Origin of the sequence: Cloacibacillus porcorum, from assembly GCF_001701045.1 — a bacterium.
GTDB classification, from domain to species: domain Bacteria; phylum Synergistota; class Synergistia; order Synergistales; family Synergistaceae; genus Cloacibacillus; species Cloacibacillus porcorum.
In genome coordinates, this window is the sequence record NZ_CP016757.1 from 1,372,022 (window position 1) to 1,391,533 (window position 19,512).

A 19,512-nucleotide genomic window follows, 5' to 3' on the forward strand; every position below is an offset into this window, starting at 1 on the left:
TATTGTTTCTTCGTAGTGACAATAAATAAAACCTACCTTTATATATAGGTTATATATAGGTGCGCGCGAAAAATTTAAAGTAACCCATCTGAAAGAAATACAACAATAAACGAGGTATATGCTCTGCGGAATTATGGCAAAAAATATATCGTCCGTATAACTAATAAGCGCTAACAACATAATTATAGAACATAATAGTTATTGTTATATACTAAAAGTAATTAAAATTAATTACTTAATGTATTTTTATATAATTTTATAAATACAAAATAAATATATTTAGCATTCAAAGGTGCACAGCCCGCGACCCGTTATGAGATGGCCTCGGTAGTAGCGCGCGCCCTCGTAGCGGTAGACGCTGAAAAGGCCAGCAAGCAGGACCTCGAACTCCTCAAGAAGCTCGTCATGGAATTCAAAGACGAACTCGACGCCCTCGGCGTGAAGGTCGACAAACTTGACAAGAGAGTAGCAGTCCTTGAAGACGGTATCGGCGGATGGAAAATTCGTGGAACGTTCCGCTTCGACGCTAAATTTGCTGGAGGCGACCACGATACTAATTACTACACGGCTAATGGTGCGGATAACGAATTCACAAAGAGCCAGTTCCGTCTCTTCCTCACAAAGCAGATAAGTGAGAACACTTATTTCTATGCTCAGTATCGCACGGGCAGCGATTCAGCGGGTAATAGTGATGGCCGTGGAGATCTCCAGCACATGCGTTGGTCACATCTCTATGTGAATACCAAGCTCCCCTATGACATCGATTTCCGCGTTGGACGTTTCGGAGTTGACTTTGAAAGTGACTACGGACTCTATACCGACAACGATGCTATCTTTGGCGACTTCCGTACAGATGGCTTTAGGCTCACCAAGAAGTGGAACACTTTTAAGGCGACAGCAATCGTAGGACGCAACGATAATTTTGGCAATGACTACGGAATGGACATCAATCGTGGCGAGGGTACATATATGACTTATGCTCTCGACCTCAACTGGCAGCCCAACGAAAAGCTTTTCGCCGGTGCGACAGGTTACTGGTTTAAGGCCGACTCGACAACCAGAAATGTGACCGAGAACGTAGTAGAAAATAACAAAGTAGTAGGCAAGAGTGTTGTAAAGTCAATAGATGGGGATTACGACATAGATATATATGGTCTCTATGCTGGATACAGCTTCACACCGTCAATTCAGTTAAAGGGTATCTATTATTTCCAGAGCCTCGGAAGTGATGTAATGACTTACGGAGCTGTAAAGGCTGGGGATACGGAAGATAGCCCGAAGGCTTGGAAAGCAATCCTCGACATCAAACAGGACCTTCTCAAGTTCACAGGACTCTGGATCGAATACTCGCAGCAGGACAACACATTCCTCGGTTACGAAAACCGTTACTCGATCGGTGGCGGCGGCGGTAACTACGATTATGTCGGACGTAACATGGACTATGCCAATCCTTACGGGACCTCGAAGTGGTGGTTTGTGAAGGCCGACCAGAAATGGAACGACAAGTGGAGTAGCTTTGTTCGTTTCGCGAATGTCGACTACGATACAGATTATCTTGACGACGCGACAGAATGGGGTGTAGGTATTGGATATCAGTACACACCGGCTCTTTACTTTGAACTCGCTTACGACCAGGTCGACCACGGCGACACGAACCTTCTTGGTTTCGATGGAGCTACAGGCAAAGACCACGTCGTACGCTTCCGTACAACAGTCAATTTCTAATCTAAGTTAATTTACACAAAAATAGAGACCCGTACGGGTCTCTATTTTTTAAGCGAGCGAGTTTTATATCCTTTATTCATTCTTCTCTATTTTATTCTCGTCTTTATTACAAAGAATATCACTGAATTGGAGGCATTCAATTTGAAAAAATTCACATCACTATTGATTCTTCTCACAGCGCTCTTGATTTATCCCAGCGTTGTCCCTGCTTCTTGCGCAGCAACATTTGCCCAAGTACTTCAGCGCTGGACAAAATCGACAAAGGTTATAGACGAAGATGGCGGCAATCTAGAAATTAGAGCCACTTACTATTCCTCCGAGTTTATAGAAGCTCTCGTACAGAAAGAGGCTAAAGACAATCTATGGACTCAGCAGGAAATGGAGGATTATAAATATAAATTTCTTGGTAGTCTAAGGCTTGACGAAATGATACCAATACAGGTGGAGTTTATCAATAACGGCCCAACAATGCACATGGGGCCCTTTGATATAATGGTAAAGCTCAGAATAAAAAATAAAGCGTATAAACCTGTCGATTACGATAAACGTTTTAACTTTCAATTTCAGGGTAAAAAAGAGGGATTAATATTTTTTCCCAGATATGACGAAAAAACTGGACAAGAGCTGTTAAAAGACGCTAAAAACGTAAGGCTAGAATTTGTATCCGCAATAAGCCCAATGTTGGAGGGTGCAGACATTACATTTATCTGGGATATCGCCCGCGACGATCCGCAGGCACTATATAAAGGTGCGACGGCAAATAAACTCGAAACGGACCGCCTGCTCAAGCGTCTTGAAAAGTTACGCAAGGACAAAGCAGATGAAGAAACAAAATTATCTACTATTAACAGCGAAATTGCCACGATTCAAACACGTTTGGACGAACTAGCTAAGCAATAGTAAACACACAATAAAACAGGCCTGGCGGATAGATAACTCAGCCTGGCCTGTTTTATTGTCCAATTTTAGTATAGTGTGTCTTGTTATATCTATTGTTCAGCAAGCTCATCCAAACGGTTTTGGATAGTTGATATCTCGTCGTTGATGGCCTTTAACTTGGCCTCTTCTTCGGCTTTGTCCTTGCGCAGTTTCTCTAAGCGCTTCAGCAGACGGTCAGTCTCGACACGGGCCGCGGTCTTTCCCTGGTAGAGCTTTTGCGGGTCGTCGTTGGAGACATCCCAGAGAAATTTCGTCGGCTGGCCCTTTGTGATCGTCGGTGCGATAGCGCTGCGAAGTTCCAGGGTAACGGTCTTTACGCCTTCCAACAGATCTTTGCCGGTCTTTTCATCGTAGCGTGGAAAGTAGACGAGCCCCTCCTTCTTGCCCTGAAATTTGAAGTTGAGGCGTTTGTCATAATCTACCGGCTTGTAGCTCTTGTTTTTTATTATTAATTTGACCATGATATCAAACGGCCCCATGTGCATCGTTTCAGCGTTGTTGTTGAACTCTAGCTGTATCGGTATCATCTCGTCCAGCTTCAAGGCGCTGAGGAACTTATATTTATAGTCGTCCGCCTCCTGCTGTGTCCAGAGGTTCGCCTCAGCCTCTTTCTGAATATATGCCTCAATAAACTCCGCGGAGTAATAGGTTGCATTTATCTCCAGATTGCTGAGTTTGTCTTCGCCAGTATATTTACGTGACTTTGTCCACCGGTCGAGTACCTGTCCGAAGGTATCTGCGTTGGCAAAAGAGATTGCTATGAGACTCAAAAGCGCCGCCATAAGCAAAATCGGTACGAAATTTTTTCTCAAAAGAGTTTTCCTCCAGTCTGATTTGTTTTGCTTTATAAAGCCGGATGGAATAGATTAGAAGCTAGAACATGAAGTTCTTAACAAAACAGAGGCCCGAAGGCCTCTGTTTTAGTTGTTGAATGTTTTGTTGTTCAGACAGTTTTACAATTAGAAATTGATCGCTGTACGGAACTGGAATACGTGATCTTTGTCGTTCTTGAATCCAGCAAGGTTATCGCTTCCGTAGTCGACCTGATCATAGGCAAGGCGGAAAGCAATGGCCGGTGTGTACTGATACGTTACACCAGCGCCGTAACCCTTTGCATCGTCAAGACCGTCGGTGTCAAAGTCAGCCTGCTGGTAACGGAGGTAGCTGCTCCACTTATCGTTCCACTTCTGGGTGGCATAGATAAAGAAGAGCTTTGAAGTGCCGTCGTTCCAGGGCATATTGTCAGAAATCGACGCTGCCTTAGCAGAATCAACGCCGAAGCTATAAGGATCGCGTACACCGGCGAAGGTGTTGTCCTGCTGCATGTACTCAAAGCGAATGCCGGTAAACTTCAGGAGATCCTGACCAAGGTCAAGTGTTGCTCTCCATGCCTGCGGGCTATCCTCCGTTACATTACCTGTAGTTTGGCGATCAAGATATCCATAACGGACTACATCAGAACCAAGATCCTGGAAGTAATATGTTCCCTGGAGAGTGATTGCTGGTGTGAAGCTGTAAGAGGCATAAACACTGTAAGTGTTGATGTCAAGATCTGCATCCGACCATGCTTCATCGCCATCTTCCTGCATCCATACACCGTTAACTCCGGCAAAGAACTTCTCGTTTGGCTGCCAGGTAAGGTCAAGAGCATAGTTCATGTAAGAATCAGTGATGTCAGCTAAAAACTCATCACCATTTTCCACAGGATTGCTGTAATCGGTATTACGTCCTATAACTGCCTTCGCAGCAAAAGAGCCCCAATTCTTCGTGAACTGGAAACCGTCTACACGGTAGTCTCCGAAGATCGCATCGTTGTCAACATAGAGACCGTGGTCGCCTTCAAAGTCAAGGAAGAAACGTCCTACGCGGTAGCCCACACCATAGGGAAGTTCAGTGTCAACATATACCTGGCGAAGATTTAGCCAACCAGCGTCACCATGTCCAGGTCTTCCACCTGAGGATTCAGAACCAGCGCGGAACTGGGCGTAAAAGCTGGTAGTATCGCTGATCTGCTTCTGAAGGGTAAGACGAATTCGGTCTTTCTGGAAATCTGTGTCGTTATTACCTTCTGTGTAGGAGCTGTGAGCCTGATCCCCACCGGCGAAGTTGGCGTCAAACCAGAACTGTCCGGAGAGTTTCCATCCGCCGAGGTTCTCTTCAAGAACGGCAACGCGCTTGTCGATTTTGTCGACCTTCACGCCGAGGGCGTCGAGTTCGTCTTTGAATTCCATGACGAGCTTCTTGAGGAGTTCGAGGTCCTGCTTGCTGGCCTTTTCAGCGTCTACCGCTACGAGGGCGCGCGCTACTACCGAGGCCATCTCATAACGGGTCGCGGTCTGTGCACCTTTGAATGCACAGCTCCGCGTGCAATAATCAGTGTTGTTTCAAAGTTTTTTTAAATGTGTAACAAATGGGTAATTAGTGATTAATGGCGGAGCATATTGACCGCTTCCTCCAGAGAGTTGTGAGAAAGGTGGGCGTACCTCTGCGTCATTGCGATCGAACCATGGCACAATAGCTTTTGGATTATGTGAAGCGTAACGCCTTCGATCGCGAGCTGGCTCGCGAAATCATGTCTCAGGCAATGCCACGTAAAATTTTTTACCCCTGCCTTTTCCAACACCCTCATGAAGGGGCGCGTTATGTCATTTCGGCGTCCTCCGTCCGCCGCGGAAAAAATAAAGCCGGTATCCGCACCGGTGAACTTCTGCCAATTCACCAGCGTCTTATAAGCGATCTTGTTGAGAGGGATGACCGCGTCCTTTCCACCCTTCATGATCTCCGCGCGGAGATTGAGGCTGCGCAGCTTAAAATCCACATCCTCCCACTTGAGCCCCAACAGCGTCCCCTTCCTGATGCCGGTGTTCAAACTTAAAATTACGGCCGGCTTCAGATAATCCGCTCCCTGCAGCTTCTCCCTTTCGTCAAGCGCCGACATCAGACGCGCGCGCTCCTCTTTCGTCAAAAAACGGGCGACCACCCTGGAATCCGTCTGCGGCAGCTTGGGAGCCTTAAAGGGGATCTCGTCGAGTAAACCATGCTTGACTCCCCAAGACGTCACAGCCTGCAGCGCCGCGATACGGCGGTTGATCGTGGCCCTTTTTATCTGGCCGATGTTATCCATCTGCCATCGCTCGATAGCTTCCGTGGAGAGAGACGACACCGGCACGTCGAGAAACTCTTTAAAAAGCCTTAAGGCCCGCAGAGTCACCGTGCCGCTCTTCTGATGCGAATTGACCCAAGGTTCGTATTCGTCGATCAACTCGCGCAGCGTCACGCCTGTGCTGGTATGTTTCTCCGGATTCATAAGCGTAGCCGGATCTACCCCCTCCAGATACAATTTCGCCAGATACTCTTTGGCGATCTTACGCGCGGCGGCGAGATTTACAAGGGATGCGGAGATTATCTTTTTGTTCTTCAGTTTCTTCTCGGGCGGTGGCGTTCGGTAGCTTAAGTACCACGTCTTCCTGCCGGAAACCTCCACGCGAAGAAAAAGGCCGCGAACAAACGTGTCGCGCAGGTCATAGCGCTTGTCCGTGGGGAGTGCCTTGTCACAGATAGGTTGCGTGAGATAAATCAATGCCATTTTTACAATCCCCCATTTTGTATAAAACTTGTGTAACGAGATAAGAAAATATAACAAAATTTGAATATTAAATAGCCCCATTACATCAACATGAGACCACAGACCCATACAGCTATAAAAAAATATATGTATAATGCTTACAAGCGATTAGGAAAAAATGTTCGCTGGCAATTTGCAACTTGACAATTTGGACCCCAAGTAGCTTGGAATTCTGCGACGACCCTGGACGGCAAGAAAGAGAGGTGAAAACCAACCCCCAGCCAATAAAGGAGAGCAGATTTTTAAGGCAGAGGTAAAACTTGAAAAGGTTGACGGCAAACGTAGAGCAAGGAAACATTGGAGACTTGAGTATGAATGCTGGCAACCCTTGAAGCAGAGCTTCTGCGTAATAAAAAAACTAAAAAACAACCAAGGGGGTTGTACAAGTAATGAAAAAGTTTATGGCAGTACTCGCAATGGTTGCCGTAGTAGCGTTCGCCGCTCCGGCACTCGCAGCAACAAACCCGTTCATGGATGTACCCCAGGGCCATTGGGCCTATGATGCAGTAGGTCTCCTCGCTTCCCGCGGAATCGTATCAGGATATCCTGATGGCGCATTCAAAGGTGCACAGCCCGCGACCCGTTATGAAATGGCCTCGGTAGTAGCGCGTGCCCTCGTAGCGGTAGACGCTGAAAAGGCCAGCAAGCAGGACCTCGAACTCCTCAAGAAGCTCGTCATGGAATTCAAAGACGAACTCGACGCCCTCGGCGTGAAGGTCGACAAAATCGACAAGCGCGTTGCCGTTCTTGAAGATCGTCTCGGCGGATGGAAACTCTCCGGACAGTTCTGGTTTGACGCCAACTTCGCCGGTGGAGATCAGGATTTCAGCTCCTACACATCAAACGGACTCGACACAGACTTTGAGAAAGACCGTTTCCGTCTGACGCTTACAAAGCAGATCAGCGAAACGACGAGCTTCTACGCCCAGTTCCGCGCCGGTTCCGAAGCTTCGGGCGGCAAGAGCGGTTACGGTGACGTTGATGGATTCAATATCCGTCAGGTCTATGTCGACACAGTGCTTCCCTATGGCGTTGGCTACCGTGTAGGACGTTTCTTCCTCGACTTTGAAGGCGACCATGGTCTCTATGTAGACAACGATGCGATCTTCGGCGACTATCGTGTAGACGGTTTCCAGTTCACAAAGAGCTGGGGTACGTTCTCAGCGAAGGCTGTTGTCGGTCGTAACACATTCAGTGGCGCATACAAAGGCCCTGGTTATGTCATTGATAAGGATGGCGCTATCGATCTGAGCACTGGAAATCTCGGAGACACGAGCTATATGCACTATGCCCTCGACCTCACATGGCAGCCCAATGAGAAGTTCTTCATCGGCGCCAACGGAGTCTGGGTCAAAGAAGACGGTGATATAGCGGAGCTCGAAGATACTGACTTCAACACCTACAGCATCTATGCCTCCTACAACTTCACACCGGCGATTGCCCTTCAGGGAACCTATTACTTCCAGGATCTTGACGAGGGTATAGCGGCTGGCTATGAAGACAGCCCGAAGGCGTGGAGAGCTACACTTGACGTCCGTCAGGAAGCCCTTAAGTTCACCGGACTTCGCTTTGAATACCAGCAGCAGGATAATACCTTCAATGGTGTAAGAGATCCTTACAGCTTCGGCGTTGATTCAGCGAACGCGGCGTCAATCTCACAGAACATGCCTTGGAATGACGGTACTTCGAAACTCTTCTTCATCTATGCCGACCAGAAATGGAACGACAAGTGGAGCAGCTACCTCCGTTATCAGCAGGCTGATTTCGACACCGAAGGTCTTGACGATGCGAAAGGCTATGGAGTTGGCGTAACTTATCAGTACACTCCGGCAGTTGCTTTCCGTCTCGCCTATGACCAGGTTGACTACGGCGATGGTATCGCTCAGGAATACAACGGCAAGGATCACGTGTTCCAGTTCCGTACAGCGATCAATTTCTAATTGTTAACTGTCTGAACAACAAAACATTCAACAACACAAAACAGAGGCCTTCGGGCCTCTGTTTTGTTAAGAACTTCATGTTCTAGTTTCTAATCTATTTCATCCGGCTTTATAAAGCAAAACAAATCAGACTGGAGGAAAACTCTTTTGAGAAAAAAATTAGTACCGATTTTGCTTATGGCGACGCTTTTGAGTCTAATAGCAATCTCTTTTGCCAACGCAGATACCTTTGGACAGGTACTCGACCGGTGGACAAAGTCACGTAAATATATTGGAGAAGATAAACTCAGCAATCTGGAGATAAAAGCAACCTATTACTCTGCGGAGTTTATCGAGGCATATATTCAGAAAGAGGCTGAGGCGAACCTGTGGACACAACAGGAGGCTGACGACTATAAATACAAGTTTCTCAGCGCTCTCAAGCTGGATGAAATGATCCCCATTCAGATAGAATTCAACAACAACGCAGAAACAATGTACATGGGACCATTCGATATAATGGCTAAATTAACGATAAAAAATAAAGCCTACAAACCGGTGGACTATGATAAACGGCTGAATTTTAAGTTTCAGGGCAAGAAAGAGGGGCTCGTATACTTCCCACGCTATGATGAAAAGACAGGTAAAGATCTCCTAGAAGGGGTAAAGACCGTTACCCTGGAACTCCGCAGTGCCATCGCACCAACAATTACAAAGGGACAGCCTATAAAATTTCTCTGGGATGTATCCAACGACGACCCGCAAAAACTCTACCAGGGAAAGACCGCCGCACGTGTAGAGACTGACCGTCTGCTGAAACGTTTAGAGAAACTGCGCAAGGACAAGGCCGAAGAAGAGGCCAAGTTAAAGGCCATCAATGATGAGATATCAACTATCCAAAACCGTTTGGATGAACTTGCTAAGCAATAAGTCTAAGATTTTTCGTTACCGTTAAAATAAAAAGGTGCAGTGAAAATAATTTGCTATTTTCGCTGCACCTTTTTATTTATTCTGTTGCGGTTAACTCCATAACTTTACCTAACCCTGTATTTTACTTTATTAGCATATTTTTGCCCAAATAGCAGTCCTAGAGTCTCAAATTTTAAAACGAAGCTGCGAACAGTGGCATAGGCGGCATTCCTAAAATCTCTTTCCAACTGCTTTGTTGAGAACTCATTGACTCCGTACACAGATAAAACAAAATTCCATAGGTCACGTTCTTTTTCTGTTATCCTGCCTTCGGATAATAGGTTTTTGTATATCTGAAGAGTATCAGATTGCGACCTTTCCAAGCTCAGCTTATTGTAGATATTTTCAATGAAATAAGAGAGAAACGGCGTGATATCTATCATACCGCTAATATTTGCGTTCTGTTCTATGAGTGAATAAGCCTTGTAATAATCTTTACGGCTGTCATTGATATAGCTGGAAAATGGAACATACAACGCGGAGGAATATCCCTGCTGGACTAAATACCACAGATGCACCAATCTGGCTGTCCTTCCGTTACCGTCAAAGAAAGGATGCAAGTATGCTATATAAAAATGAATAACAGCAGCCTTAACAAGATCATGTATATCATCCTTCTGATTGATAAATTCTATCAGCTCTCCCATATACTCCGGCAGCTTCGAATGATGAAGCCCCTGTTGCTCCACCTTATTTCCGACTATGAAAACATCATCATGCCGATAGGTGTGCGTTGGCAGTAATTTGTCGTTTTCGTCGAGATATTCCCCCACCGAGGTCTGGTATAGTTTATGAAGATTTGCCTCTGTGATTTTATGGTCCAAGTCAGCGATGAATTCCAAGCCACGCTTAATACCATAGATACTGTTTTCATTTTCATTCAACGGGGCATAGCCGCCGAGGATTCTCCGGATGCTATCGCGTGATGAAGCAATATTTTCAATAGTAAGAGTTGAATGTATTTCATCTTCCATAGCCTTAACGCTAAAAGAATTTTCGTTGATCTGGGGGGAAAGCAACAATTTGACGGAGCTCAAGTTGACTCTTGTAATGTTGTCGAGATAGACCAAAGCCTTCCCTGAAAAATCACGCAGAGGAAGACATTTGTACATAGTGCTCTTGAGCAAAGCAATAAACTCGGATACATCAGATACAGAATATTTATATTGCATGCGTTTAAGATCATTTATTTGTTTGTCGGATAACATCTTCGTAAACAACAGAACATCCATAAGAACACCTCTTTTATGATAGTAATTAGTATCAATATATATCAGTATAACGTAACCTGTTTATTTTACAATGATGGAAAAGTGACGATTTGAATATTCGCTCTGTGTAATAAATCATAAAAAATATATTTTAGTAGAGATTAAAATGTATAAAATACATACAATAGATTAGCAAAAAAGAAATCTATAAGATAATTTTTTATACAATAAGAATAGTTTTAATAATCATTTAGCATTCAAAGGTGCACAGCCCGCGACCCGTTATGAAATGGCCTCGGTAGTAGCGCGCGCCCTCGTAGCGGTAGACGCTGAAAAGGCCAGCAAGCAGGACCTCGAACTCCTCAAGAAGCTCGTCATGGAATTCAAAGACGAACTCGACGCCCTCGGCGTGAAGGTCGACAAAATCGACAAGCGCGTTGCCGTGCTTGAGAAGAATCTTGGCGGTTGGAAGCTCAGCGGACAGATATACTTCGATGCGAACTTCACTGATTATGACAGCGCTCCCGATGATGACAGAAGCTTTAAGTTTGGCCGTCTGCGTTTCTTCCTTGGCAAACAGATCGATGAAAATACGTCGCTGTTAGTTCGTATAAACGCAGCTGACGGGAGCTTCACATGGGATCGTGCTTATGTCGATACAAAACTTCCCTATGATGTCAATTTCCGTTTTGGACGTTTCAACTTTGACTGGGAAGGCGATCTTGGCCTGTATGATCCTTACACTGTCAACAACGACGCCACCTTTGGCGACTGGGATGTCGATGGCTTCCAGTTTGCTAAGACATGGGGTATGTTTAATGTGACAGGTATCGTCGGTCGTAATGCTGGTATCGAGTATAATGATGACATCGTTACAGAAGGCGATGACAATACCCATATGACTTATGCTCTTAAGATTGGTGCAAACGGCGAGAAATGGATGCTTGGTGCTATGGGCTATTGGTGGAATGCTGACAATCTCAACGCACTTGTTGACGTCAATACCTATGGTATTTATGCTGGCTATAACTTTACACCGGCAGTCCAGCTGAAGGGTGTTTACTACTTCCAGGATCTCGATCCTGGTTTCAGCTTTGATGGCGATGATCCTAAGTCATGGAAAGCCATTCTCGATGTGAAACAGGATCTCCTCAAGTTCACCTCACTCTGGATTGAATACGCACAGCAGGACAATACGTTCTTTGGAACAAATTCCTATCAGTATCTTGGTGCCAACGAAATGAACAACCAGCCGTTCAATACCGGTACCGCGAAGATATTCAACATCATCGCTGACCAGCAGTGGAACGACAAGTTCAGTACCTATCTGCGTTATTGGCAGGCTGACTGGGATACAAACGGCATCGACGACACGAAGAACTGGACCGTTGGCGTAAGATATCAGTACACACCCGCCATTCAGTTCAAGCTTGAATACGACAGCGTTGACTACGGCGATGGCGCCTTCCAGGAATACAACGGCAAAGACAATATCTTCCGTTTCCGCACAACAGTCAACTTCTAATCAACTCGTTTAACACAAAACGGAGCCCCGAAAGGGGCTCTGTTTTTTACGTCTTTATTAACTTTATATCATTCAGATTCAATTTCCGTATGTCTTCATAAAAATAGTAAAATATGAAAGGAGCTTCTCATACATGAAGAAAATATCTTTACTTGTAGCCTCCCTCTTGCTGCTTATGGCTATGCCGCTTACAGCAAACGCCGATGCTTTTGACCAGGTGATGCAGAGATGGACGAAAAAGCAGCTATTCCAGAGTGATATGGACGGCAATCTGGCGGTCAAAGCTATTTACTATTCCGCCGAATATATGGAGGCCTATATTCAGTCAGAGGCGAAAAAGAATCTTTGGACGGAATCAGAGACAGAGGACTTTAAATACAAGTTCCTCACGGCACTGAATCTTAACGAGACTATCCCCATCTATATCGAGTTTGTAAATAACGGTCCGACTATGCATCTTGGCCCATTTGATAATATGGTCAGTCTCAGGATAAAGAACAAAACATATAAACCGATCGAATATGACAAGCGCTTCAACTTTGGTTTTCAGGGACAGAAGGACGGTCTTGTCTTTTTTCCCAGGTATGATGTCAAGACAGGCAAGGATTTACTTGAAGGTGTAAAGTCCGTTCGCCTGGAATTCAAGCCGGCGATAAGCCCAATATTGGATGGCAAGGCCCCCTTTTATATCTGGGATATAGCAAAAGACGATCCAGACAAGTTGTATCAGGGCTCTACAGCAGCTCGCATGGAGACTGACCGCCTGATCAAACGCCTTGAGCGCCTTCGTAAAGATAAAGCTGATGAAGAATCTAAGCTGGCATCTATCAACAGCGAAATTGCCACAATCCAAGCACGTTTGGATGAACTTGCTAAACAATAAGATAAATACATAATAAAACAGTCCCGGCGCATAAATTCGCCGGGACTGTTTTTATGGTCTAATTTCAGTATAACGTATACGTTACTTGTCTTTATTGTCTTGCTAACTCATCCAAACGGTTTTGGATAGTTGAGATCTCATCATTGATGGCCTTTAACTTGGCCTCTTCTTCTGCCTTGTCCTTGCGCAGCTTCTCAAGGCGCTTCAGCAGACGGTCTGTCTCAAGCTTATTGGCGGCTGCGCCTTTGTACAAAGCCTGCGGATCGTCCCTAGCAATATCCCAGATGAAGCTGATATTCCGGCCTTCGAGTATGGGGCTTATAGCCGGTACAAATTCTATGCTCACATTTTTAACACCCTTTAATAAATCTTTTCCCGTTTTTTCATCAAACCTTGGGAAAAATACCAGCCCCTCTTTCTTCCCCTGGAACTTAAAGTTGAAGCGACGGTCATAATCTACCGGTTTATAGGTCTTGCCAGCAATCCGCAGCTTTACCATTATGTCGAAGGGGCCAAGGAACATCGTTGGTCCGTTGTTTATAAACTCTATCTGTATAGGGATAAGTTCGTCCAGTTTAAGGCTAGAGAGAAACTTATACTTGTAATCATCCGCCTCCTGCTGAGTCCACAGGTTGTCTTTAGCCTCTTTCTGAACAAGAGCCTCTATGAACTCTGCAGAATAATACGTAGCTCTGACCTCAAGATTAGCGCCATCCTCGTCTACTATCTTACGAGATTTTGTCCAGCGTTGAAGTACCTGGTCAAAAGTATCGGCAAAAGAGGGAGCTGTCAAGGTACTTAAGTTACCAAAAAGCAAACCAAGGATTATCAGCAGTGTCGTGAGTTTTTTCAATTAAATGCCTCCATTTGAGAGATTTTTTATAAAGAAGTAATAAATAAAAGATGAAGAAGCCGATATGTAAAAGCATTCTTAGAAAAACAGAGACCCTTTCGGGTCTCTGTTTTGAGTTAAGCTGCTAGCTTAGAAGCTGACGTTGGTACGGAAGCGGATAACGTGATCTTTACCCTGTGCGGCTGTTGTTCCGCTAAGGAAGGAATTATCGCCGTGATCAACCTGATCGTAGGCAAGTTCAAAGTAGAGAGCCGGTGTGTACTGATAGCCAACACCAAGACCCCACTCCGTAGCGTCGTCGAGCCAGTCTGTGTCGTAGTCAACATTCGCAAAGCGGACAAAGCTGCTCCACTTGTCGTTCCATTTCTGGTCGGCCTTCACAAACCACCACTTGGAAGTTCCGAAAGGATTTGAGAAGTCCATGTTTCTTCCAACATAGTCATACGCACCGCCGCCGATTGAATAGCGATTTGTCAGACCGAGATACGTATTATCCTGCTGTGAGTATTCGATCCAGAGTCCTGTGAACTTGAGGAGATCCTGTTTGATGTCGAGGATGGCTTTCCATGCCTTCGGGCTATCCTCTGTCATACCGGCAGTTAAACCAGTATATGTGGGAACATCAGAGCCGAGCTTCTGGAAGTAGTAAATCCCCTTCAGTTCGACTGTGGGGGTGAACTTATAACCAGCGTAGATGCCGTAGTTCTGGATTCCGAGGTCACCAGCGGTATCCGCTGTCGAGTCGTCGTCGAACCAATAACCGCTCGCGCCAAGCATAAACTTCTCGTTAGGCTGCCAGTTGAGATCGAGGATATAGCTCATGAAGCTTCCGTTTTTACCATCAGAAAGGACAATATAATCATCGCCGAAGTTGTCGTTACGTCCAATGGCAGCCGTAGCTTTAAAAGTATTCCACTTTTTGCTAGCCTGGAAGCCGTCCGTACGGAAGTCACCAAAGATGGCATCGTTGTCAATGTAGAGTCCATAATCGCCTTCAAAGTCAACTGCGAAACGTCCAACGCGGAAGTCGATGTCATAGGGAAGCTTTGTGTTCACGAACATATGTGACCAGCGCATATGCTGCGTATCGCCACGCCCACCATTAGCAGAATTACCTGCCCCGTCAGCGCCTGTACGGTACTGAGCGTAGAAGTAGGTATTCTCACTGATCTGCTTTGTGAGGAACAGACGGAAACGCTCTTTTTCAAAGTCATTCTTTTTGTTGCTCTCGTTGAAGTAGTACATACCATTGTCGGTATCGTTGGCAAACTTAGCATCAAAGCGGAAATTACCACGAATTTTCCATCCGCCGATACCATCTTCAAGGACTGCTACTCTCTTGTCAAGTTTGTCGACCTTCACGCCGAGGGCATCGAGTTCGTCTTTGAATTCCATGACGAGCTTCTTGAGGAGTTCGAGATCCTGCTTGCTGGCCTTTTCAGCGTCTACCGCTACGAGGGCGCGCGCTACTACCGACGCCATCTCATAACGGGTCGCGGGCTGTGCACCTTTGAATGCTAAATAAGATATTTTTGTTTTTATTTCATGTGAAGTAGAGCCTTTTGGTAATCAAAATAACTAACTAATAGTATTAAAAATGTTAATTACATATGTAAATGTATACTAATTACTTCGTGCTGTTATACAGTGGTTACTCAAATACGCAGTTCTTAAAAGAGGCAATATATATGTTGGATAAACTTGATAAATTTTATCCACTATGTTATGCTATGCACAATACATTATATATAGAAGACATAGAAGAAAGAGGGGGGAGTTTCGATGATCATGACGCGGGAGACTGATTACGCGGTCCGTATTCTGCGGGCCTTATCGTGCGGTGAGCGTCTGACGGTGCGCCAGGTTTGCGATTCGGAGCTTGTTCCCGTGCAGTTTGCCTATAAGATTTTAAAGAAGCTTGCCTCCTGCGGTTATGTAGAAATATTTCGCGGACAGGAGGGCGGCTGCCGTCTGAAGGCAGATCTTAACGAGCTTTCATTATATGATCTTATGCGCTGTATCAACGAGGATATTTTTGTCAATGCCTGCATGGATTCCGAGTATGAATGTCCTTGGCGGCGTTCACACTGCGGCATGTGCCGTTTTCACAGCAGCCTTGAAGGGGTCCAGGGAGAGATCGAGGAGCTGCTGAAGCGTAACTATATCGGAAATATGCTGTAAAACAGAGTCTAATTTTTTTGTGTGTAAAGTGGATAAAAATTATCTAAATACACCGGTAAGGTGAGGGAGGAATTCTTATGAATCAGTGTTTTGGATGTAATACCTGTAAGAGCGCGGATAAGCCGCTTGAGTTATTTATTCGTTCTCTGCCGCTTGAGACGTCGCACCACCGTGTCGAGGGGCAGTCGGTGAAGTGCGGCTTTGGTTTGCAGGGGGTGTGCTGCCGCCTTTGCTCCAACGGTCCCTGCCGCGTGACGCCCAAGGCGCCGAAGGGCATCTGCGGCGCGACGGCGGACGTCATCGTTTCACGCAATTTTTTGCGCGCCGTCGCCTCCGGCTCGGGCTGTTATATCCATATCGTCGAGAACACGGCGCTTAATCTTAAGAATACCGCGCTGGCCAAAGGGCTGATCAAGGGAGAGAAGACGCTTGAGCGGCTCTGCGGGTTATTCGGCGTCACGGCGGCCGATAAGTACGGCAAGGCGCTTGCCGTTGCCGAGATGGTGCTCGCCGACCTTTATAAGCCGGAGTATGAAAAGATGGCGCTGGTGAAGAAGCTGGCTTACGAGCCGCGCTATGCCAACTGGGAGAAGCTGGGCATCCTTCCCGGCGGTGCGAACGCGGAGATCGTCAAGGGCGTTGTGAAGTGTTCGACTAATCTCAATTCCGATCCTGTCGATATGCTGCTTACATGTCTTAAGCTGGGGATTTCCACAGGGCTTTACGGTCTGACGCTCACGAATCTTTTGAACGACGTGATGCTCGGAGAGCCGGAGATACGCCTGGCGCCGGTCGGCCTTGGCGTGATTGACCCCGACTATATCAATATTATGATCACCGGCCACCAACATTCCTGTTTTTCCTATCTCCAGGACCGCCTCACCGATCCTGACGTCACGGCGAAGGCCGTCGCTGCGGGAGCTAAGGGGTTCCGTCTTGTAGGCTGTACCTGCGTGGGGCAGGATCTGCAGCTGCGCGGCGCGCATTACGAGGAGGTATTTGTCGGGCACGCCGGCAATAACTATACCTCGGAGGCGGTGCTCGCTACCGGCGCGATCGACGCGGTGCTCTCGGAGTTCAACTGCACGCTGCCCGGTATCGAGCCGATCTGCGAGGCGCTCAATATAAAACAGATATGTCTCGACGATGTGGCGAAGAAGTCAAACGCCGAGTATATGCCTTTTATCTTTGAAAGCCGCGAGTGCGACAGCGGCCGCATAATCGACGCCGTCATCGCCTCGTACCGGGCGCGCCGCGGAGAGGTCGCTCTGAACCTTCTGCCGGAGCACGGCAACCAAGATACGCTGACGGGCGTTTCGGAGGTCTCTCTCAAGGATTTTCTCGGCGGTAACTGGAAGCCGCTCATAGACCTTATCGTCTCCGGCGAGATCAAAGGTGTCGCCGGCGTCGTTGGCTGCTCAAATCTCACCTTCGGCGGTCATGACGTGCTGACGGTCGAATTGACGAAGGAGCTTATCAAGCGAGACATAATCGTGCTCTCCGCGGGCTGTTCGTCGGGCGGTCTTGAGAACTGCGGGCTGATGTCGCCGGCCGCCGCCGAGCTTGCGGGGCCGAAGCTTAAGGCGATATGTAAAAAGCTTGGCATTCCGCCGGTGTTAAACTTTGGTCCCTGCCTCGCGATCGGGCGGCTTGAGATCGTGGCGACGGAGCTTGCGGCGGCGATAGGCATCGACCTGCCGCAGATGCCGCTCGTCCTCTCCGCGCCGCAGTGGCTGGAGGAGCAGGCTCTTGCCGACGGAGCCTTCGGGCTTGCGCTCGGACTGCCGCTCCATCTTGGCGAGGCGCCCTTCATCACCGGCAGCAAGGTGGTGGTGGATGTGCTTACAGAGCAGATGAAATCTCTTACGGGAGGGCAGGTTATCATCGATCCCGACGCAGTGTCGGCGGCGGACAAGCTTGAGGGAATCATACTCGAGAAGCGGGCCGCGCTGGGGATCTGAGATGGAAAGGAGCGTGCGGCTATGAAACGTATCTTTATTGACGCCGATAAGTGCGACGGGTGCATGAACTGTTCTCTTGCGTGTATGAATGCCCACCGCAGGGACGGGATAGATAACATCTATTCCCTTGATTTGAACGACCCTGAGAATGAGAGCCGCAATTTTATTCTGCAGGACGGTGGGAAACATTACCGCCCGCTCTTCTGCCGCCACTGCGATGAGCCGATGTGTGTCGTGAGCTGCATGAGCGGCGCGATGCGTAAGAATCCTGAGACGGGGCTTGTCGAGTACGACGAGACAAAGTGCGGAGCCTGCTATATGTGCGTCATGAACTGCCCTTATGGCGTGCCGAAGCCCGATACCGCGACGCGCAGCGTTGTAATAAAGTGCGATTTCTGCGCCGGTAAGGAAGAGGGGCCGAGCTGCGTGCGTGCCTGTCCTAAAGAGGCCATCTATCTTAAGGAGGTGGAGTAGATGAGACATCTTATCATCGGAGCTTCAGCTGCCGGTATCTCCGCGGCGAGAAAGATCCGCGAACTGCGCCCGGACGACGAAATCACGGTAGTGGCGAAGGACGCCGCCGTTCACTCGCGCTGTATGCTGCACCATTTTCTTGGCGGACGAAAGAGCGCGGAGGAGATAAATTTTGCGGGCGCGGATTTTTTTGAGAAGAACAATATCCGCTTCATTGCGGAGGAGGAGATAACGTCCGTCCTTCCGGCGGAGAACTGCGCCGTCGGCAGGAAATCGGGTAAACTGCCCTATGACGCTCTGCTGATAACCACGGGGGCGCGTTTCTTCATCCCGCCGATCCCCGGCTTTCGGGAGGCGAAGAACGTCTACGGTCTGCGCGACCTCTCGGACGCGCAGAAGATAAAGGCCGCCGCGCGCGGCGCGAAGGAATGCGTCATCGTCGGATCCGGCCTCGTCGGGCTTGACGCCGCCTACGCCCTCTGCGAACTTGGTATCAAGTGCCGGGTCGTCGAGATGGAGGACCGCATCTGCCCGCTTCAGCTAGACGCCGTGGCCGCCGCTCCCTATCAGCGGCTCTTTGAGGAGGTCGGCTGTGAGTTCTTCCTCGCGAAAAAGGCCGCCGGCTCCGAGGTGGATGATGGGGGCCGGATGCGCGCGGTGCTGCTTGAGAGCGGCGAACGGCTGCCCGCCGACTTTGTGATTGTTACCGCGGGGGTGCGTCCAAACATCGAATTTCTTGAGGGCAGCGGCGTCGTAACAGACCGCTGCGTGAAGGTCGACGACTATATGCGCACGAACGTCGCCAACATCTGGGCCGCGGGAGACGTCGCCGGGCTCTCGGGCATCTGGCCCAACGCCGCTCTGCAGGGGGAGACGGCGGCACGCAATATCTGCGGCGAGGCGGTGAAATATGCCGACCGCTACGCGATGAAGAACACGATGAATTTCTTTGGCCTAACGACGCTCTCGCTGGGGCCCAACGCGTCGGAGGCCGGCGACGAGGTGCTGGTCAGCGAATGGCGCCGCGGGTATACAAAGGCGGTCATACGCGGCGGCAGGCTTGTCCACCTTACGATGCAGGGCGATATTTCAAACACGGGGTTCTGGCAGGAGCTCGTCAAACGCGGCGTTAAGGTGAAGGATTCAGACAAGCCTCTGCACCGCCTGAGCTACGCGGACTTCTGGCACTACGACGAGTCGGACGGAGAGTACTGCTGGGTTTAACGTGCCGCAGTTACGAACGTCCT

Annotated in this window: 17 protein-coding genes; 10 read left to right on the plus strand and 7 right to left on the minus strand. The window is 48.0% G+C overall.

Annotated elements, in window-relative coordinates; translation table 11 throughout:
* Positions 1 to 279: 279 nt before the first annotated feature.
* Positions 280 to 549 (minus strand): hypothetical protein, encoded by a 270-nt coding sequence (locus BED41_RS16775; protein WP_229712408.1) that lies wholly within the window; start codon positions 547 to 549, stop codon positions 280 to 282.
* Between the two features lie 684 nt (positions 550 to 1,233).
* Between BED41_RS16775 and BED41_RS16780 the strand changes: the two genes are divergently transcribed.
* Positions 1,234 to 1,725, plus strand: coding sequence for a hypothetical protein (locus BED41_RS16780; RefSeq protein WP_229712409.1), 492 nt, complete (start codon positions 1,234 to 1,236; stop codon positions 1,723 to 1,725).
* Between the two features lie 141 nt (positions 1,726 to 1,866).
* On the plus strand, positions 1,867 to 2,625 hold the full coding sequence (locus BED41_RS06225) for a hypothetical protein (RefSeq protein ID WP_066744136.1): 759 nt from the start codon (positions 1,867 to 1,869) through the stop codon (positions 2,623 to 2,625).
* An 89-nt stretch (positions 2,626 to 2,714) separates the two neighbouring features.
* Here the strand turns inward: BED41_RS06225 and BED41_RS06230 are convergent, their stop codons facing one another.
* The 3 genes from BED41_RS06230 to BED41_RS06240 all read right to left on the minus strand — a co-directional run bounded on the left by BED41_RS06230 (position 2,715) and on the right by BED41_RS06240 (position 6,250).
* Complete coding sequence (locus BED41_RS06230) at positions 2,715 to 3,476, minus strand: hypothetical protein (RefSeq protein ID WP_084002287.1); 762 nt, start codon at positions 3,474 to 3,476, stop codon at positions 2,715 to 2,717.
* A 147-nt stretch (positions 3,477 to 3,623) separates the two neighbouring features.
* Positions 3,624 to 4,982 carry a TonB-dependent receptor gene (locus BED41_RS06235; RefSeq protein ID WP_066744138.1) on the minus strand — a complete coding sequence of 453 codons (1,359 nt, stop codon included), beginning with the start codon at positions 4,980 to 4,982 and terminating at the stop codon, positions 3,624 to 3,626.
* 107 nt (positions 4,983 to 5,089) lie between these two features.
* Positions 5,090 to 6,250: a site-specific integrase gene (locus BED41_RS06240; RefSeq protein ID WP_066744140.1), complete on the minus strand. Its 1,161-nt coding sequence runs from the start codon at positions 6,248 to 6,250 to the stop codon at positions 5,090 to 5,092.
* 428 nt (positions 6,251 to 6,678) lie between these two features.
* On the opposite strand from BED41_RS06240, the gene BED41_RS06245 reads away from it, so the two are divergent.
* Both BED41_RS06245 and BED41_RS06250 read left to right on the plus strand, forming a co-directional pair.
* Positions 6,679 to 8,229 carry an S-layer homology domain-containing protein gene (locus BED41_RS06245; protein WP_066744142.1) on the plus strand — a complete coding sequence of 517 codons (1,551 nt, stop codon included), beginning with the start codon at positions 6,679 to 6,681 and terminating at the stop codon, positions 8,227 to 8,229.
* A gap of 147 nt (positions 8,230 to 8,376) precedes the next feature.
* Positions 8,377 to 9,138, plus strand: coding sequence for a hypothetical protein (locus tag BED41_RS06250; protein WP_066744144.1), 762 nt, complete (start codon positions 8,377 to 8,379; stop codon positions 9,136 to 9,138).
* Between the two features lie 104 nt (positions 9,139 to 9,242).
* Here the strand turns inward: BED41_RS06250 and BED41_RS06255 are convergent, their stop codons facing one another.
* The gene (locus BED41_RS06255; RefSeq protein WP_066744146.1) at positions 9,243 to 10,409 is read right to left on the minus strand and encodes a Fic family protein; all 1,167 of its coding nucleotides are present in this window, start codon (positions 10,407 to 10,409) and stop codon (positions 9,243 to 9,245) included.
* Positions 10,410 to 10,677: 268 nt separating this feature from the next.
* Here BED41_RS06255 and BED41_RS06260 point away from each other — a divergent pair, with 268 nt between their 5' ends.
* Positions 10,678 to 11,913 carry a porin family protein gene (locus tag BED41_RS06260; RefSeq protein WP_066744148.1) on the plus strand — a complete coding sequence of 412 codons (1,236 nt, stop codon included), beginning with the start codon at positions 10,678 to 10,680 and terminating at the stop codon, positions 11,911 to 11,913.
* A 133-nt stretch (positions 11,914 to 12,046) separates the two neighbouring features.
* Positions 12,047 to 12,796, plus strand: coding sequence for a hypothetical protein (locus tag BED41_RS06265; protein WP_066744149.1), 750 nt, complete (start codon positions 12,047 to 12,049; stop codon positions 12,794 to 12,796).
* Positions 12,797 to 12,887: 91 nt separating this feature from the next.
* Here BED41_RS06265 and BED41_RS06270 read toward each other — a convergent pair whose 3' ends face one another.
* Both BED41_RS06270 and BED41_RS06275 read right to left on the minus strand, forming a co-directional pair.
* Positions 12,888 to 13,649 carry a hypothetical protein gene (locus tag BED41_RS06270; protein ID WP_066744150.1) on the minus strand — a complete coding sequence of 254 codons (762 nt, stop codon included), beginning with the start codon at positions 13,647 to 13,649 and terminating at the stop codon, positions 12,888 to 12,890.
* A 129-nt stretch (positions 13,650 to 13,778) separates the two neighbouring features.
* Positions 13,779 to 15,131, minus strand: coding sequence for a porin family protein (locus tag BED41_RS06275; protein WP_066744151.1), 1,353 nt, complete (start codon positions 15,129 to 15,131; stop codon positions 13,779 to 13,781).
* Positions 15,132 to 15,431: 300 nt separating this feature from the next.
* Here BED41_RS06275 and BED41_RS06280 point away from each other — a divergent pair, with 300 nt between their 5' ends.
* From BED41_RS06280 to BED41_RS06295, 4 genes are all read left to right on the plus strand, one after another.
* Entirely contained in the window at positions 15,432 to 15,830 is a 399-nt protein-coding gene (locus tag BED41_RS06280) for an RrF2 family transcriptional regulator (RefSeq protein ID WP_066744152.1), read from the plus strand.
* 77 nt (positions 15,831 to 15,907) lie between these two features.
* On the plus strand, positions 15,908 to 17,791 hold the full coding sequence (gene cooS, locus BED41_RS06285) for an anaerobic carbon-monoxide dehydrogenase catalytic subunit (RefSeq protein ID WP_066744155.1): 1,884 nt from the start codon (positions 15,908 to 15,910) through the stop codon (positions 17,789 to 17,791).
* 21 nt (positions 17,792 to 17,812) lie between these two features.
* Entirely contained in the window at positions 17,813 to 18,265 is a 453-nt protein-coding gene (locus tag BED41_RS06290; RefSeq protein ID WP_066744157.1) for a 4Fe-4S dicluster domain-containing protein, read from the plus strand.
* A complete protein-coding gene (locus tag BED41_RS06295; protein ID WP_066744159.1) occupies positions 18,266 to 19,489 on the plus strand; it encodes an NAD(P)/FAD-dependent oxidoreductase in 1,224 nt (407 codons plus the stop codon).
* Positions 19,490 to 19,512: the final 23 nt, after the last annotated feature.

Bases quoted from the DNA above. Each gene is read 5' to 3' on its own strand.
- BED41_RS16780 (WP_229712409.1), top strand. From the start codon at position 1,234: ATGACTTACGGAGCTGTAAAGGCTGGGGATACGGAAGATAGCCCGAAG.
- BED41_RS06235 (WP_066744138.1), bottom strand. From the start codon at position 4,982: ATGGCCTCGGTAGTAGCGCGCGCCCTCGTAGCGGTAGACGCTGAAAAG.
- BED41_RS06240 (WP_066744140.1), bottom strand. From the start codon at position 6,250: ATGGCATTGATTTATCTCACGCAACCTATCTGTGACAAGGCACTCCCC.
- BED41_RS06245 (WP_066744142.1), top strand. From the start codon at position 6,679: ATGAAAAAGTTTATGGCAGTACTCGCAATGGTTGCCGTAGTAGCGTTC.
- BED41_RS06255 (WP_066744146.1), bottom strand. From the start codon at position 10,409: ATGGATGTTCTGTTGTTTACGAAGATGTTATCCGACAAACAAATAAAT.
- BED41_RS06260 (WP_066744148.1), top strand. From the start codon at position 10,678: ATGGCCTCGGTAGTAGCGCGCGCCCTCGTAGCGGTAGACGCTGAAAAG.
- BED41_RS06265 (WP_066744149.1), top strand. From the start codon at position 12,047: ATGAAGAAAATATCTTTACTTGTAGCCTCCCTCTTGCTGCTTATGGCT.
- BED41_RS06275 (WP_066744151.1), bottom strand. From the start codon at position 15,131: ATGGCGTCGGTAGTAGCGCGCGCCCTCGTAGCGGTAGACGCTGAAAAG.
- BED41_RS06280 (WP_066744152.1), top strand. From the start codon at position 15,432: ATGATCATGACGCGGGAGACTGATTACGCGGTCCGTATTCTGCGGGCC.
- cooS (WP_066744155.1), top strand. From the start codon at position 15,908: ATGAATCAGTGTTTTGGATGTAATACCTGTAAGAGCGCGGATAAGCCG.
- BED41_RS06290 (WP_066744157.1), top strand. From the start codon at position 17,813: ATGAAACGTATCTTTATTGACGCCGATAAGTGCGACGGGTGCATGAAC.
- BED41_RS06295 (WP_066744159.1), top strand. From the start codon at position 18,266: ATGAGACATCTTATCATCGGAGCTTCAGCTGCCGGTATCTCCGCGGCG.